This is a genomic window from Paenibacillus sp. LS-5 (genome assembly GCF_056121505.1).
Window position 1 is genome coordinate 81159 of the sequence record NZ_JBWAVA010000016.1, and the last position, 15234, is coordinate 96392.

Here is a 15234-nt window from a genome sequence, read left to right on the forward strand (position 1 = left end):
CTGTTGTTCAACGATAAAGAGACTTTTAAACAAGTGTTCCGCGAGACACTCATCGGGAAATTGGGCAAGCCGCTGGAGGAAGCATCGAACGCCGACATCTATAATATTCTCGGCAACATGATCCGTGAGAATGCGGGTAAGGATTGGGCGGATACCAACCAGAAGTTCAAAGCCGATAAGGATAAGCAGGTATACTATTTTTCCATGGAGTTTCTAATCGGCAGACTTCTAGGCAATAACCTCCTTAACATGGGTGTGCTTGAGGTTGTACGTGACGGACTGGCGGATCTGGGGATCTCCCTTCGGGATGTGGAAGAGGAGGAAGCGGATGCGGGCCTCGGCAATGGAGGTCTGGGCCGTCTGGCGGCCTGCTTCCTCGATTCACTGGCTTCCCTGCAATATGCTGGGCACGGCTGCGGAATACGATATAAATACGGGCTATTCGAGCAAAAGATCGTTGACGGATATCAGGTGGAGCTGCCAGACTATTGGCTGCAGAATGATAACGTATGGGAAGTGCGGCGGGAAGACAAGCAGGTAGAGGTACGGTTCTGGGGGTATATCGAGACTCGTGAGGAGAACGGTGAACTGGCCTTCGAGCATAAAGATTATGAAGCAGTGCGCGCGGTTCCTTATGATGTACCTGTCATTGGGGCAGACCGCAGGCATGTGAACACACTGCGCAACTGGAGCGCAGAGTCCATCAACCAGCCTTCGCGGATGTTCGGTTCCTTGGCCGGAAGTGATTACCACAAGTTTCTGGAATACAAGCGTTCGGTAGAATCGATCTCGGAGTTCCTGTACCCGGATGACTCGCGGTACGAAGGCAAGCTGCTTCGGTTGAAGCAGCAGTACTTCCTGTGCAGCGCCGGGCTGCAGAGCATTCTGCGGACCTACAGCAAGACCGGGCTTGGCATAGAATCGCTGCCGGACAAGGTGGCCCTGCATATCAATGACACGCATCCTACACTGGTTATCCCGGAGCTGATGCGGATTTTGATGGATGTGCACGGACTCGGCTGGGATGAGGCCTGGAGCATGACTACCCGTATGGTCTCCTACACCAACCACACCATTCTCAGTGAAGCGCTCGAGAAATGGCCGATTGGAATGGTGCGGGAGCTGTTGCCGCGCATCTTCCTCATTATTGAAGAGATCAACGCCCGATTCTGCGGAGAGCTGATGAGCAAATATCCGGGAGATCAGGACCGGATCAATCAAATGGCGATCATTCATGATGACCAGGTTCGTATGGCCCATCTGGCGATCGTAGCGAGCCATAGCGTCAATGGTGTGGCGGCTCTGCATACAGAGATTCTTCAGAAGCGCGAGATGCGTCTGTTCAATGAAATGTATCCTCACCGCTTCAATAACAAGACAAACGGAATCACCCACCGGCGCTGGCTGCTTCACGCGAACCCGGAGCTTGCCGGATTGATTACGGAATCCATCGGTTCGCGCTGGGTTCATCATCCGCAGGAGATGATCGGCCTGATCAAATATAGTGAGGATGCTTCCTTCCAGGAACAGGTGGCCGGCATCAAGCGCCGCAATAAGCTGCGCCTCTCCGAATATATTTTTGGCAAGCATGGGGTTCAGGTGGATCCGGATTCGATCTTCGATGTGCAGGTTAAGCGTCTGCATGCGTACAAGCGCCAATTGCTGAATGTGCTCCATATTATGCATCTGTACAATCAGCTTAAGGATAACCCTTCCATGGATATGGTGCCGCGCACCTTTATCTTCGGTGCCAAAGCAGCGCCAAGCTATCACCTGGCGAAGCGGATCATCAAGCTGATCAACACCGTTGCTGATGTCGTTAATAAGGACCCGCAGATCAAGGGTAAGATCCGTATTTTCTTCCTCGAAAATTATTCGGTATCCCTGGCGGAGAAGATTATCCCGGCGGCGGATGTCAGTGAACAGATCTCCACTGCCAGCAAGGAAGCGTCCGGCACCGGGAACATGAAGTTCATGATGAACGGGGCGCTGACCATCGGCACGATGGATGGGGCAAACGTAGAGATGCATGAAATGGTCGGGGATAACAACATGTTCCTGTTCGGCCTTCGTGCGGAGCAGGTTATGGATTACTACCAATTCGGCGGCTACCATTCCCGTGATATTTATAACGGTGACAGCCGGGTGAAGGAAGTGTTGGATCAACTGGTGACTCCTGGCCCGATTTGCTGCAATACCCAGGAATTCGATACGCTGTACCAGTCGTTACTCGACAATAATGATGAATTCTTCGTGCTTAAAGATTTTGCCTCTTATGTGGAGACCCATGTCAATATTGACTTGGCTTACCGCAATCAGAAGGAGTGGCTGAAGAAATCCATTATCAATATTGGCCATTCCGGCAAGTTCTCCAGCGACAATACCATTGCCCGCTACGCATCCGAGATTTGGAATATCAGTCCGGTACGCCTGTAGACAGGGCCTGACGGAAGAAGCTGGAATACTGGAAGATTGGTTTTTCCTCTCCGGCAACCAAGTGGCCCCAAAAAGACCTTCACCAGCGCAGATTATTCTGCGGCGGTGAAGGTCTTTTGTCTGATCATGGAGGTGGATCAGATCACCTCGGCAACTAGTGCGGCAAACCGTTCCAGAAAACGGCGCTCCTCGTCATCAAAACGGTGCTTGATGGGGCTGTCAATATCAAGTACCCCCAGCAGGCGGTCGCCTTGAACGAGCGGAACAACAATTTCGCTATTCGAAGCTTCGTCACAGGCGATATGCCCGGGGAAAGCATGCACATCACCAACAACCAGCGTACGGCGCTCACTTGCTGCTGTACCACATACCCCTTTACCAAGTGGAATGCGGAGGCAGGCAGGCAATCCCTGGAACGGCCCAAGTACCAGTTCCTTGCCGTCGAATAAATAGAAGCCGGCCCAATTGGTATCCGGCAGAGAGTACTTAAGCAGTGCAGAAGCGTTGGCCAGATTGGCAATGGCACTCGGCTCGCCTTCCATCAGTGCACTGAGCTGGCTTAGAACCGATTCAAACCGCTCGCTGCGTGTGCCGTCATAGGGCATGGCTTGAAACATGAAGCATCACCTTCCTGTACGATAAATCAGCATATTCCTTAACTGTAACTAACAACATAGTACAGTGTGGCGGGCTACGTCAAGCATTCCAGGGATTTTGGCCAAAGGTTTGAATTTTACATCGCGGGGATGTGGGATAGATTACCTGGTTACCATATCTGGTTTATGTTTCCGAATTCTCTCCTCAGGGTAATGCAGTTATAAATACAGAAGGCTTCTGGCCGGAAGGAGTGGAATATGCGCGCCGATGTACAGAACTTGTTCATAGGAATCCATATGTTGTATTGTGCACATGAGAAGGACCTTACACTGACGGAGATGTTGCCGGAGCTCGAGAACCTGGGGTACCGTGTAGCAGAACGTGAGGTGAAGCAGGAGCTGGAGCGGCTCTCCCAGGAGAATTTCCTGACGGCCCATGGTGAGGCTTACAGTCTTACCGGAACGGGAATTGAGGAGTTCAAGGCCATTCAGAAGAAGCTTCAGGTGCTGTGCGATGAAGTACTTAAGCCAGTCAAAGCGGCAGGTGCGTCTGGATAACTTCCGGCGGCTGCTACATTAGAATAACAACAGCGTCTGTAACGGGTGGCGATCAAGAAGCCCACGACAGGCGCTATTTTTATGGGGCCGGGGGATGTAGGCAACCCGTCCAATTCAGAGAAGACTTGTATCTGATGTATACTAATGAAGTTGAAGGGAGACGATCGTTGTGTATATATGTGGTGGAGAAGTTCCTGCCCTGCCCGGCAAAAAAGTAGAACTGCGTGCAATGGATACGGGGCACGCTGCAGACCTGTTCGCTGTCTGGTCGCATCCTCAGGTTGTCTCCTGGCTAGCTGCACCGCCGCTGTCTTCTCCTGAGGAGGCAGAACAGCTGATATCGATTCTCCTGCAAATGTCCCGTGAGGAAGAAAGTCTGCGCTGGAGCATCCTTGGGCATGACGGGAGGGTCATCGGCAGCTGCGGTTATAACAGCTGGCAGCTGCAGGGAGCGTACCGGGGAGAAATCGGCTGTGAGCTGCTGCCTGAATATTGGGGGCAAGGCTACATGCGGGAGTCACTGGAGCTGATGCTGGACTATGGCTTTGCAGTAATGGGGCTCAACCGGATCGAGGCATTATGCCACCCGGACAATATCCGGGCACAGCGGCTGTTTCAATCGATCGGGTTTCAAAGGGAAGGCCTGTTGCATGAATACCGGCATACGGCAGCCGGATTTCAGGATGTAGTCCTGTATGCCCTTTTGCAGGGCCGGCGCATCTGAAGCCGTTTCAGATACATATAGAGAGAGGATTGGGAGTTATTGATGTCACCGGGTATAAGAGAACGTAAGCTTATTTTGACGGGGGTACTGCTGGCTACTTTTCTGGCAGCGATTGAAGGGACAGTGACCGGGCCAGCCGGTCCGGCTATTGTTGGTGACTTTCAGGGGATACAGTGGCTGAGCTGGATCTTTACCGCTTATTTGCTGGCTATGGCCGTTACAACACCGATCTTCGGCAAGCTCAGTGATCTGATTGGCCGGAAGCCGGTGTTTATTGGCGGGACGGTTATTTTTCTTCTGGGCTCGCTGCTGTGCGGGGTTTCTCAGAACATGGCACAGCTGATTATGTTTCGCGGTCTGCAGGGGATTGGAGCGGGAGCGCTGATTCCGATGACTTTTACCATCATAGGAGATATTTACAGCCTTCAGGAACGTGCCAAGACCCAGGGGCTATTAAGCTCCGTCTGGGGGATATCCTCGCTGGTGGGCCCTTTGCTGGGCGGTTATGTGGTGGATTACTTGAGCTGGCGCTGGGTATTTGTGTTCAATCTGCCTTTTGGCCTGTTGTCGATTATATTTATCTCCCGGTTCCTGAAGGAAGAGAGAGTACGGCGCAAGGCGAAGATGGATCTGCCGGGTGTGCTGCTGTTCGCAGCAGGTATGGGTGCACTGCTCTTTGGGTTGACTACAGGAGGACAGAATCTGCCGTGGACCTCTCCGCTGCTTCTGTTCCTGTTCGCCGCATCTGCGGCACTTCTGATAATCTTCTGGTTCGTGGAGCGCCGAGCGCCAGAGCCGATGCTTCCGCTGGGGCTATTCTCTATCCGCGATATTGCGGTATCTTCCGCTGCCAACTTGTTCGTCAGCACATTGATTATCGGATTAAGCACTTACGTACCCCTGTGGGTGCAGGGAGTATCCGGTGAGAGCGCTGCCCTCTCTGGGCTGCTGCTGGCCCCGATGTCGGTGGGATGGATGCTTGGCTCGATTGCCGGCGGAAGAATGATTCTGCGTTCTGGCTCCCGCCGGACAGGGATGCTGGGTCTATCATTAATCGCCCTTGGGGCTGTAGGTCTGGTGTATATGACGGCGGATTCATCGCAGCTGCTCCTGTTGATGCTGATGTTCGCCTGTGGAGTGGGATTTGGTTATGCCTCGATCGTATTCACCATAATCGCCCAGTCCTCCGTGGAGCACAGCCAGCGGGGAGCTTCTACGGCACTGAATTCCTTCACCCGTTCGCTCGGACAGACCGTAGGTGTGGCTGTATTTGGTTCGTGGCTTAACTATAGCATTGACAGGCAGCTGGCCCACGAACCAGTCTCGTCCGCAGCCGGCGCGGATATGAATCAGCTGCTTCATCCGGAGGGCGGCAGTATACTCTCAAGTGAGGCCTGGAGCAGCCTGAAGGATGCGCTGGAGGGCGGGCTGCATTCGCTTTTCATGCTGATGGCAGTCTTGGCTGTATTATCGCTTGTGATCACATCAGGGCTGCGCAAAGGACTACCTTCAGTAAGTAAGGCACCCGGCGTACAGAAGAAAGTCTGAGCCTGATTCTCGAAGCTTAAAAAGGACAAAAAAACCGGATGCACTCTCCTGAACAGGAGGATGCATCCGGTTTCTGATGTTTAGCAATTACAGATGGACAGAACGTGAATTCATTCACAACCATTGAGGCTTAAACCCTATTTGCGGGGAAGCGGTGAGAGTTTCTCAGCCTGCAGGCCCATCTTCTTAAGCAGTGTAATCATTTGTTCCTTCTCTTCATCACTCAGGCCGCTAAATGCAAGGTGCAGACGCTCGGAGTATTTCGGATACATTTCATTCATGAGACGTTCGCCTTCTGCAGTCAACTCGGCAAAAATCACCCGGCGGTCGCTTGGGCAGGGTTTGCGCTGCAGATAGCCCCGTTCTTCCAGCTTGTCGATTACATAGGTAACGTTGCCGCTCTGCAGCAGCAGCTTGGCGCCGATCTGTTGGATAGGCTGCGGTCCCTTGTAGTAGAGAACCTCCATGACAGCAAAAGCCGTAGGATTGAAGCCTTCGATCTTGCTGCCGGTTACGGCATGCTCATTAATGCTCTTGAAGGACTTGGCAAAAACCCGGTACAAATGCAGCGTCAGTTGAGTGTCGCGTTCATAGGATTGTATCATGCTTCTCCACCTCTATTGTTAATCGTGAGGGCTTGCCCGCACGGTTTGGAATCCTGCTTCTTACATCTAGCTTTACAATACGTCAAAGAACAGATGTTGAACATGTGATTTGTCACAATGAGCACACTTTTAATTATTAAAAATCAAACAATTTTTTGCCGGTGCACAAAAGTTGTAAAAATTTTGGAGATTACCGTAAATCCGCCTCTGGAAGGAGGGGGAAATCAGCCTCGGGCGCAGCAGAAAATTACAACCAGGGTTCGATGAACCTTTCTGTTCAATTCCTTATTATGGTTATAGCAGATAACCAATTGTACGGGAGAGTGGATAAGGATGAAAGAAAATCAGGGTAATACGGGACCGGCAGTGAAACTGACGGCGAACAAGCCGTTTGTGCTGCTAATCACGGCACAGCTAGTATCCAATATAGGGGACTGGCTGCATATTCTGGCCTTGCTCACTATGGTCGGGCTGAAATGGGAGGCTTCGCCTTGGGAGATTACAGCCGTCTCCTTATGCATGGCAGTGCCTATGCTGCTCGGAGGTCCGTTCGCAGGATACTTAAGTGATATGCTGGACCGTAAAGCGATTATGATCGGGTCAGATGTGGTGCGTGCCGGGATTGTGGCTTGCCTGGTATTTGCGGGCTCCCTATGGCAAGTCTATATTCTGCTGCTGGCGAAGGGAGTGCTGGATGTGATGTTTTCCCCGGCTAAAAGCGGCAAGCTCAAGGAGCTTGTGCCCTCTGAACAAATGGACCAGGCTGTGGCGCTCAGCTCTTCCATAGAGCAGATCACCAAAATTATCGGTCCTGCGATTGGCGGCCTGCTCGTTGCGGCCGTCGGAATTTCTGCCTGCTATATCATTGACTCGGTGAGCTACCTCATTTCGGCTGTCATCCTGCTTGCGCTGCCGCGCGTGGGGGCGTTCAAGACGGACAGAGGGAATGAGGGGTCTGACACGTCAAAGCTCCGCCATTCTTTTCGCGAGGAAGCTGGAGCAGGACTCAAGCTGATTGCCGGTATGCCGGTGGTGCTCAGCGGAGTCGTGATGATCGTAGCAGCCCTGCTGGTGCTGCAAATTGCTGATTCCCAGATCGTTACCCTATTCCGGGAAATACCCGGGGCGGGCGCTGATGTGTTGGGCTGGTGTGTAGCTGCCAGCGGTTTCGGCACTCTATTCTCGGCCCTTGTAGTGGGAAGGGTGGGAAGCGGCAGATACCCGCTTGTGTTCATGGCCACCGGTACAATTCTAATGGGCTCTGTATTTGCGAGTGCGGGTCTTGTGACTGCTTACGGTCAGGCAGGTCTTTGGATGAATATGATGATGTTCGGTTCGTTTGTTCTCGCCGGTGTCGGTGCAGGCTTTGTTATCATTCCGTTCAACTCCATGCTGCAGCGCCGGACGCCTGAGGCCTATACGGGCCGGGTATTCGGAATCGTGGGCAGCCTGACCAGTGCCGCAGTCATTCTGGGGCCGATAGCCGGCGGGGCGCTGGTTACAGCCTCTGGTCCGGTTTCGGCGTTCATTGTTTCGGGTGTGCTGGCAGCCCTGCTTGGAGCATCGCTGCTCTTCCTGCGGCCGGGAATCGAAAAAAGAGACGGGATGACGCCAAGCCTTGAGCAAACAGTGGCCTAAAGGGGTTCTCCACGAACTAAGCTGGTACAGGTTGGCTGAGGGTGATATGATCGGTTTACCGGAGTGTCCGACAGGCGGATAATTCGCCAGCTATTATGGTTTAGGAGATGGAGAGTACTATGGGAGAAACGGAAGCACCACAGATACAGGAACTTGAATCTGGCGGAGAGCATGAACTGGAGAGTACGGAACGGGACATTGTACTGGATGTCTATATTGAAGAAGCGGGTTATGAAGCAGGCGATAAGAGAATATCCAATATCGCTTTTCAGGTACAGCAAGGCCAGCTGCTGGGCTTGATTGGTCCTAACGGAGCGGGGAAAAGTACTACAATCAAGACTCTCCTAGGGCTGCTGAAGCATGCCAAGGCCCAGGTGAAGCTCGGCGGAGAGAACAGGTCGTATGCTTACGTGCCGGAGCAGCCCGTATTTTATGAGGATCTGACGCTATGGGAGCATCTGGACCTGGCTGCAGCCGCTTATGGCTTATCCTACGAAACTTTTGAGGCCACAGCTGAAAAGCTGCTGTCCCAGTTCGGCATGGATCATGTGCGCAATGATCTTCCGGCCGGCTTCTCCAAAGGGATGAAACAAAAAATGATGCTAATGCTGGGATTTCTGGTCCAGCCTGATGTCTATATTGTGGATGAGCCGTTCATCGGGCTTGATCCGCGTGCGACCAAGGATTTCCTTCGTCTCCTGGAAGCTGAGCGCAAGCGCGGAGCTGGGGTGCTGATGTCAACGCATGTGCTGGACACGGCTGAGAAAATCTGTGACAGCTTCGTGCTGGTCTCCGGAGGGAGAATGACAGCAACAGGGACACTGGAAGATATCCGCTCCCAGGCGGGACTAGCGGAGGCGTCGTTGTTTGATTGCTTCGACGAGCTGACATGAGCAGAAGCGCATTTGCTTTTCCGACAGCGCAGAAGCTGTTTCGGCGGCGGCTGTTCTCCCATTTCCGTGAACAATCGGCGATCATCCGTACAGCTGCGGACTGGACGGTACTGTTGTATATAATCATTCCAGGCGGTTTGCTGGGCGGACGGTTCTACTATGGTTTCTGGAATAATGAGCTGCCTTCATGGACATCGCATTTACCCTTTGGAATCATTCTTACGCTGCTGGCAATCCTGGCGGTCACTGGAGGGATAGTCCTGCTGTTGCAGGAAGGGGATCTGTTGTTCCTCAGGCAGCGGGAGGACTGGATCCGGACGATTGTGCTGCGGGGAACGCTTTACAGTCTTGTAGTCACGGCCCTGAAGATGGCTGCTCTGTATGCCATTCTACTGCCCTTCATCGTCCACGGCTACAACATCAGTCCGGCTGCAGCCTGGGCACTGCTTGCGATGACGCTTGCCTGCAGCTGGTGTGTCAAGCTGCTAGGGCATATCGTCAAGGTCCAGCGCCAGGGCTTCCGCCGCTGGTTATGGCTGATTCCTGCGGTTACCGTACCCTGTGCCATCTATATCCGGGCCGGACTGTACTTCAAGGGCAGCCCGCTGCTTCTGGTGCTGGTTACCGCTGGGTTTGTAGCCGTGACGGCCTGGGCTGTCCACTATCGCTTGCGCTTACGCGGCACCTTCATGAATGATGTGCGCGAAGACTATAAGCAGCGGATGAGAATCGCTGCGCTGATGCTGCGCGGAGTGCTCGATAAACCGCGGCCAACGCGGTACAAGCCATGGATCTTCCGCAAGTCGCAGCCTCTGCTGAAGTCTACGCTGCCTGAGAGCCGGTTCACCGCAGCCGCCATCAAGGCATTGGTGCGGAACCCATCCCATTTGAAGCTGTATTTGTCTTTTACCGGAGTGGGTATGATAGCGGTCTTCATCGTTCCTTCCCTGTTGAAGTGGCTGATCTTCGCGCTGCTTATCGCGTTAATGTCCTACTGGTTGTCTTCCTTCTGGCTGTTGTTTGCAGGAGATGACTACATTGGGATTTTGCCTTTCACCAAAGAACAAAAAGCGGATGCGGGAACCAAGGCACTACCGCTCATGCTGATGCCGTTTGCCCTGCTGTGCTCGGCAGTCATCTGTCTGCCTCTGTATGGCTGGCTTGGGCTGTTGCTGTTTGTTCCTATTGGCGGCGCAGCCGGTTATCTGATCGCGAGTATGTTTAGCGCCTTCCGTTTTGCCAAATAACAACAGCTGTTAACCAGATTTTTTTACGAAAAAAAGTAATCCTCTTCAAAGTTTCCCGCGAAGGTTAATATAGAGGGAGATTAATGAGAGGGGTTCCCTTATGACAGAAGCTCTGGATGACAGAGAGTTGATGAAACGCATTGGAGACAAGGAACCTGCGGCGCTGGAAGACCTCTATGACCGTTATGAAAAGGTGATATACTCCTTTGCTTACAGGATGGTACAGGACCCCATGGCCGCCGAGGAGGTTGTCCAGGAGTTGTTTTTGCGTGTATGGACGCATAGTGAACGGTTCGATCAATCCCAGGGTAAGCTGACGACCTGGATGTTCGCGCTGACGCGTAATATAGCGGTGGATATGCTGCGGCGCAAATCGGTCAGGGACCGGGGTATCCCTGTGGAAGACGCTGCGCTGCATGCTGTGGCGGACGAGTCCTCCGAGCCTGCGGTTGTGGTTGAAATGAGAACTGAAGGCCAGCGCATGCGTGAAGTACTGGCCGCGCTTAGCCGCGATCAATTGCAGGTCATAGACTCCATTTATTATGGAGGCATGACACAGCAGGAGGTTGCGGCAAGGTATAACATTCCGCTGGGAACGGTCAAAAGCCGCGTGCGGCTGGCCCTGAAACAGCTGAAGAAGCATTTTAAAGCTCAGGAAAGGAGGGAAGGCTACCATGGATGAAGCGGACGATCATATCTGCGATTGGGCAGAGCTGTATGTGCTGGGCGGTCTGGACGAAGCTCAGCAGCAGGAGTATGAAGCGCATTTGGCGGACTGCGCAGATTGCCGGGAACAGGTGGATGAGCTGAGGGAGATTATAGATGTGCTGCCTCTCGCATCGGTGGAAGTGCTGCCGCCTGAAGGGATGAGAGCGCGGGTACTCGGACGGGTATTGCCAATTGAAGGAATGAAGAAGACAACCTTTGCGGAAGCTGAAGAACAGAACGCCGTACAGGCTGTTCATGAAACCATCATGCCACCGGTTGCTGCTCCGGAAACCCCTTTCTCTCCATCTGCTGCCAAAATGCATACAGTCCCTGTGAGGCGCAGCCGCTTGCTGCGTAGTGTATGTGCAGCCCTGGCTGTAACGGCCGCGGCACTTGCCATCTATTCGTTTTCCCTGCAGCGGGATGTAAGCGGGCTGAAGAAGCAGCTTGCGCTGACCGGAGCTCCTTCCACGGAGCTAAAGGTTAATGAGGTAGTCCAGCTTGGTCCTGCGGCACAGGACATTGTGGCCAAGGGTCTTGCCACAATCGTCATTGATGCCAAAGGTACCCATCTGCTGGTGCAGGCAGAGAAGCTGCCTGAGCTCAGCGGAAGCGAAGCGTTCCAGGTCTGGCTGATCAAGGGCGATGTGAAGAAGAGCGCCGGGACCTTTGTATCATCCGGGGGAACGGGTGCGATGTACTATACCTTTGACCCCCAGGGCTATGACACCGTGGCGATTACACTTGAGCCGGATGGACAAGGTGAGCAGCCCAGAGGGCGGCCTATACTCGTCGCCAAGATTGAAGGGTAGCAGCGGCCACAGCTAAGCAATTCATCTGCTCACTTATCAGGAAGCGCCTGATGTCAAACCCAAAAAGCCAGCCTCCTAAGCATATGGAGGCTGGCTTTTTTAGATGCAAGACAGAGGCCCGGAAAAGAGCGGCAAAATCCATTGTCAGAACATCGGGGTTTATGTTTTAATCAAATGGAACAGGATGATTTGTCCAATTTGGGGAGTGATTGCAATTATTTACGCGGTAAAGGATATTTTATTGCAAATAACATCTGCTTGCTCCTTTCTGTTCCTGTTCCAGTGGTGGCTCGATCAGAGCCATATGGTTCGCAGGAACGGCAAATTCCCGGATGACCAATCCTTTTTGATTATCAGTTGTGCACTAAGCATTGTATTCTGCATGGTTTTGTCCACCACGTTGTTTGGTGTGATCTATCTGAATTTGGCTATTATACCGGCTTATATCGGTATTCTATACGCCAGCTCCCGTTCGGGGGTCAGTCTGGCTGTATTTTTTGTACTCTGCACTCTATTATTCTCGGAGCCTCCTGGTATCAGTAATCTGGTGCTGAACACAGGAGTGCTGCTGTATCCGCTGTTGTTCGGCATGGCGAAGCCGTTCAAGCTCGGGGGGCTGCTGAGCAAAATCTCCATTTTATGGGGTGCTCTTTTTCCGAGCATGCTGTTTATTGTTCTTGTTCCCCATATGCACGGGCACAGCCAGTATGATATCCATTCCAAAGAAATGGTTGTGGCAATGCTCTATTTGTTTGTCTCGGTAACCTTGGGGTGCAGTTTTATTTACTTCATCGAAACCGCTTGGGACCGGCTGCAGATCCAGAAGCAGATGAAAGGAATATCAGAAAAGTTCGAAAGGGATTCGGTCAGGCTTCAGCAGATTACTGATGTTGTGCCGGTCAATATTATATCTCTGGATGACATGGGCTGTGTAACTGAACTTAATGAATGTATGCTGAGCCTCCTCCGGCAGCATGATCCCCTCATGACAAGAGAGGCCATTCTAGGCCAGCGGGTAGAGCGGCTGCTCTCCAAAGAGATGGATCCCCAGATCTTAAAGCGTATGATGGATAATGCATTGCACAAACAGCGCTACAACGAGAAATTCCAGTACGATGCCAGGACTTATCAAGTATTCTCAGTGCCTCTGCAGCAAGGGGGAGCGGGCATATCCGGAGGGAGGGTTGTGATTGTCCAGGACCTGACCGAGGAGGAGAAATTCCGCAGCGAGCTGGATCATGTGGAGCGGCTAACCCTGGTTGGGCAGATGGCGGCGGGAATTACCCATGAAATCCGCAATCCTATGGCAGTAGTACGTGGATTCCTGCAGCTCATGCGGGAAAAAAGCCCCGGTGAGATGGATTCGTATTATCAGATTGTTATGGAAGAGCTGGACCGGGCCAATGGCATCATTAATGACTTTCTCTCTCTTGCCCAGAGCCGGATATCGAACAAGGAGACGGTTCAGCTGCATCATATTATAGAAGAACTTTCCCCGCTTCTCTGGGCTGATGCTAATCTCCGCGGCCAGAGTGTAGAGCTGAGATTATGTCCGTCCCTCCCGCTGCTTCAACTCAATTCCAGGGAAATCAAGCAGCTTATCCTTAATCTGGCCCGCAACGGAATGGAAGCGATGGGGCCTAAGGGAGTACTGTATCTGGAGACACTTCTCAATGAGGACAAGGTAGAGCTAATAATACAGGATACGGGAAGCGGGATTCCGCAGAGTCAGCTGGATAAGTTGTTTACCCCTTTTTTCACAACAAAAAGCCAGGGGACAGGCCTTGGCCTGCCGCTGTGCCTAAGCATTGCCGAGCGGCATCACGGCAGTATCAGAGTGAATTCCCAAGAGGGAAAAGGTACGGCTTTTATCGTTTCTTTTCCATACATTCATGAGGCCAGCGAGGAAGTTGCCGCCACCCGGGAAACCTCTGATTTTCCCTCTGGCGATATCCCCACCGGTCATGGACAATAAGGCTGGTTTGCTTGCTTTCACAGAGTATGTATGTATAATAAAGTTAGTAAATCCTGCTGCAATGCGGTTTCACAAATATTTAAGGATAAAGGAGAGTGCATTGAATGTCCATGTCATTTAATCAATATATGAAGGATTCCATCCAGCCCATGCGCGATGATCTGACAAGCATCGGGTTTCAGGAGCTGTTGACTCCGGAAGAGGTGGAAGCAGCTCTTCCTGCCTCCAAAGGTACCTCACTAATTGTGGTTAATTCGGTCTGCGGATGTGCCGCCGGTCAATGCCGTCCGGGTGTAGCGCAGGCGCTGCAGAATGAGATCCTGCCGGATCATCTGTTCACTGTATTCGCCGGACAGGAGAAAGAGGCCACAGCCAAAGCGCGTGAGTATTTTGCACCGTATCCGCCTTCTTCGCCTTCTATCGCACTGATGAAGGATGGGGAGCTTGTTCACTTCATCGAACGTCATGGTGTTGAGGACCGTTCGGCTTCCGAAATCGCTGCTGAGCTGAAGGATGTATTTAACCGTCTGTGCCAGTAAAATAACGAATTCACCAGGGTCTCGCAGGCTGCCGGAAGTCCGGCTGTCTGCGGGACTTTTTGAAAATAATAGGGTTTATATGTTTCACGCTATAATGTATCTTTATACTTTTCGTTGAAACGGGGTGTTGTACTTGAGTATGCAGGAAGAGATTATTGCCGCCCTCGGTGTTAAGCCATCCATTGATGTCGAGGCAGAAGTCCGGAAACGGGTGGATTTTTTGAAAACGTATATATTAGAAGCAGGGGCAAAAGGACTGTTGATCGCGATCAGCGGCGGGGTAGACAGTGCGGTAGCAGCAGGTCTGTGCAAACGGGCGACGGACGAGCTTACAGCCGCTGAGGGTACAGAATATATCACACTTGGCGTGTTTCAGCCATATGGCGAACAAGAGGATATTGCGCACAGTTATGCGGTAGCAGAGGCTTTTGAGTTGACGCATAAGGTAGAGACCAACATCGAGGAAACGGTCAACGAAATTGCACTAGAGGTGGAACACAGCCTGAAATCTCTTGGGCAGCACCGCCACATCACCCATCAGGGCAAAGGCAATGTCAAGGCAAGAACACGCATGGTGATGCAGTATGCGCTGGCTTTTGAGAACAATCTGCTGGTAGTGGGAACAGACCACGCTTCAGAAGCTATAACCGGTTTCTACACCAAATGGGGCGATGGTGCGGTTGATATTACACCGCTATCGTCCCTGAACAAGCGTCAGGTGCGCCAGTTGGCTACATATCTCGGAGTTCCTGCCGATATTGTCACCAAAGCGCCGACAGCAGGGCTGTGGCCGGGACAGACGGATGAAGCTGAGCTGGGCATCACCTATGATGAGAACAGCGACTACCTGGAAGGCAAACCGGTCAGCTCTGAAGCAGCGAAGAAGCTTGAGAGCATGTACCGGAGAACTGCGCATAAGCGCAATGTGATTCCGGGGATCTGAACAAGAGGGCAT

The 15234-nt window shown here is 52.4% G+C and carries 14 protein-coding genes; 12 read left to right on the forward strand and 2 right to left on the reverse strand.

Annotation, left to right across the window (positions count from 1 at the left end):
- The first annotated feature begins 3 nt into the window (after window positions 1-3).
- Entirely contained in the window at window positions 4-2436 is a 2433-nt protein-coding gene (locus tag AC0MA3_RS20750; protein ID WP_379158550.1) for a glycogen/starch/alpha-glucan phosphorylase, read from the forward strand.
- A 137-nt stretch (window positions 2437-2573) separates the two neighbouring features.
- Here the strand turns inward: AC0MA3_RS20750 and AC0MA3_RS20755 are convergent, their stop codons facing one another.
- Window positions 2574-3053 (reverse strand): GAF domain-containing protein, encoded by a 480-nt coding sequence (locus AC0MA3_RS20755; RefSeq protein WP_474657573.1) that lies wholly within the window; start codon window positions 3051-3053, stop codon window positions 2574-2576.
- 237 nt (window positions 3054-3290) lie between these two features.
- On the opposite strand from AC0MA3_RS20755, the gene AC0MA3_RS20760 reads away from it, so the two are divergent.
- The 3 genes from AC0MA3_RS20760 to AC0MA3_RS20770 all read left to right on the forward strand — a co-directional run bounded on the left by AC0MA3_RS20760 (window position 3291) and on the right by AC0MA3_RS20770 (window position 5862).
- Window positions 3291-3590, forward strand: a complete 300-nt coding sequence (locus AC0MA3_RS20760; protein ID WP_379158556.1) for a hypothetical protein — start codon at window positions 3291-3293, stop codon at window positions 3588-3590.
- Window positions 3591-3759: 169 nt separating this feature from the next.
- Window positions 3760-4314, forward strand: a complete 555-nt coding sequence (locus AC0MA3_RS20765) for a GNAT family N-acetyltransferase (RefSeq protein ID WP_474657574.1) — start codon at window positions 3760-3762, stop codon at window positions 4312-4314.
- A 42-nt stretch (window positions 4315-4356) separates the two neighbouring features.
- Entirely contained in the window at window positions 4357-5862 is a 1506-nt protein-coding gene (locus AC0MA3_RS20770) for an MDR family MFS transporter (protein WP_474657575.1), read from the forward strand.
- A gap of 137 nt (window positions 5863-5999) precedes the next feature.
- On the opposite strand, the gene AC0MA3_RS20775 is transcribed toward AC0MA3_RS20770, so the two are convergent.
- The gene (locus AC0MA3_RS20775; protein WP_074086810.1) at window positions 6000-6467 is read right to left on the reverse strand and encodes a MarR family winged helix-turn-helix transcriptional regulator; all 468 of its coding nucleotides are present in this window, start codon (window positions 6465-6467) and stop codon (window positions 6000-6002) included.
- 333 nt (window positions 6468-6800) lie between these two features.
- Here AC0MA3_RS20775 and AC0MA3_RS20780 point away from each other — a divergent pair, with 333 nt between their 5' ends.
- From AC0MA3_RS20780 to nadE, 8 genes are all read left to right on the forward strand, one after another.
- On the forward strand, window positions 6801-8105 hold the full coding sequence (locus AC0MA3_RS20780) for an MFS transporter (protein ID WP_474657576.1): 1305 nt from the start codon (window positions 6801-6803) through the stop codon (window positions 8103-8105).
- 119 nt (window positions 8106-8224) lie between these two features.
- Complete coding sequence (locus AC0MA3_RS20785) at window positions 8225-8998, forward strand: ABC transporter ATP-binding protein (protein ID WP_474657577.1); 774 nt, start codon at window positions 8225-8227, stop codon at window positions 8996-8998.
- Window positions 8995-10245, forward strand: coding sequence for an ABC transporter permease (locus AC0MA3_RS20790; protein ID WP_474657578.1), 1251 nt, complete (start codon window positions 8995-8997; stop codon window positions 10243-10245). Before AC0MA3_RS20785 ends, AC0MA3_RS20790 begins: the two co-directional genes overlap by 4 nt.
- 100 nt (window positions 10246-10345) lie before the next feature.
- Window positions 10346-10927 carry an RNA polymerase sigma factor gene (locus AC0MA3_RS20795; protein WP_474657579.1) on the forward strand — a complete coding sequence of 194 codons (582 nt, stop codon included), beginning with the start codon at window positions 10346-10348 and terminating at the stop codon, window positions 10925-10927.
- Window positions 10920-11765 (forward strand): anti-sigma factor domain-containing protein, encoded by an 846-nt coding sequence (locus tag AC0MA3_RS20800; RefSeq protein WP_474657580.1) that lies wholly within the window; start codon window positions 10920-10922, stop codon window positions 11763-11765. The genes AC0MA3_RS20795 and AC0MA3_RS20800 overlap by 8 nt, the downstream gene beginning before the upstream one ends.
- 241 nt (window positions 11766-12006) lie before the next feature.
- Window positions 12007-13740, forward strand: coding sequence for a two-component system sensor histidine kinase NtrB (locus AC0MA3_RS20805; RefSeq protein ID WP_474657581.1), 1734 nt, complete (start codon window positions 12007-12009; stop codon window positions 13738-13740).
- Between the two features lie 104 nt (window positions 13741-13844).
- Entirely contained in the window at window positions 13845-14279 is a 435-nt protein-coding gene (locus AC0MA3_RS20810) for a BrxA/BrxB family bacilliredoxin (protein WP_474657582.1), read from the forward strand.
- Between the two features lie 133 nt (window positions 14280-14412).
- Window positions 14413-15222 carry an ammonia-dependent NAD(+) synthetase gene (nadE, locus tag AC0MA3_RS20815; protein ID WP_379158586.1) on the forward strand — a complete coding sequence of 270 codons (810 nt, stop codon included), beginning with the start codon at window positions 14413-14415 and terminating at the stop codon, window positions 15220-15222.
- The last annotated feature ends 12 nt before the right edge of the window (window positions 15223-15234 follow it).